We start from the raw sequence: 570 nt of genomic DNA on the forward strand, positions 1-570 counted from the left end.
AGAGCGAACCGATTAGTAGAAAAAACATATGAATTCACACAGTTCATCGTGCAAGTATTGGGCGTTACGGATTTGGGGGCCGTGTTCCCGCACAAAGTGACCTATCATCCGTCGTGCCACGGCAGCCGACTGTTAGGTGTCAAAGAGGAACCGATGCAGCTGATGCAAAATATTCGAGACTTGGAGTTGGTCCCCCTTCCACATGCAGAGGACTGTTGTGGGTTTGGCGGGACTTTTGCAGTGAAAATGTGCGATATATCTGGAGCCATGGTATCTGAGAAATCGGATCACGTGTTAGAAACGGAAGCAGAAGTGCTAGTTGGACTAGATATGGGATGTTTAATGAATATTGCAGGCAATTTATCCTACCGTGGAAAACCCGTGAAGGTCATGCATCTAGCGGAATTACTATTCGAGGGAGTGAAGCTGGCGCATGAGCGATCATAAACCTAGTGGGACCGTCAAGGAAAGATCCAAAGTCGCGCTGAACAATGACTTTCTTCGTAATGCGGTGAAGTTCACGACCGAACGGCTGAAGAACGGGAAGCTGGCAGCGACTGAAGAGCATGG

At 48.6% G+C, this 570-nt stretch carries 1 protein-coding gene; it reads left to right on the forward strand.

The window, feature by feature from the left end:
- The coding region (locus tag GC102_RS07375) for a heterodisulfide reductase-related iron-sulfur binding cluster (protein WP_171688902.1) at nucleotides 1–447 on the forward strand (447 nt) is incomplete at its 5' end.
- Between the last annotated feature and the right edge of the window lie 123 nt (nucleotides 448–570).

It is taken from the genome of Paenibacillus germinis, assembly GCF_013141785.1.
In the GTDB taxonomy this organism is placed as follows: Bacteria; Bacillota; Bacilli; order Paenibacillales; family NBRC-103111; genus Paenibacillus_E; species Paenibacillus_E phytorum.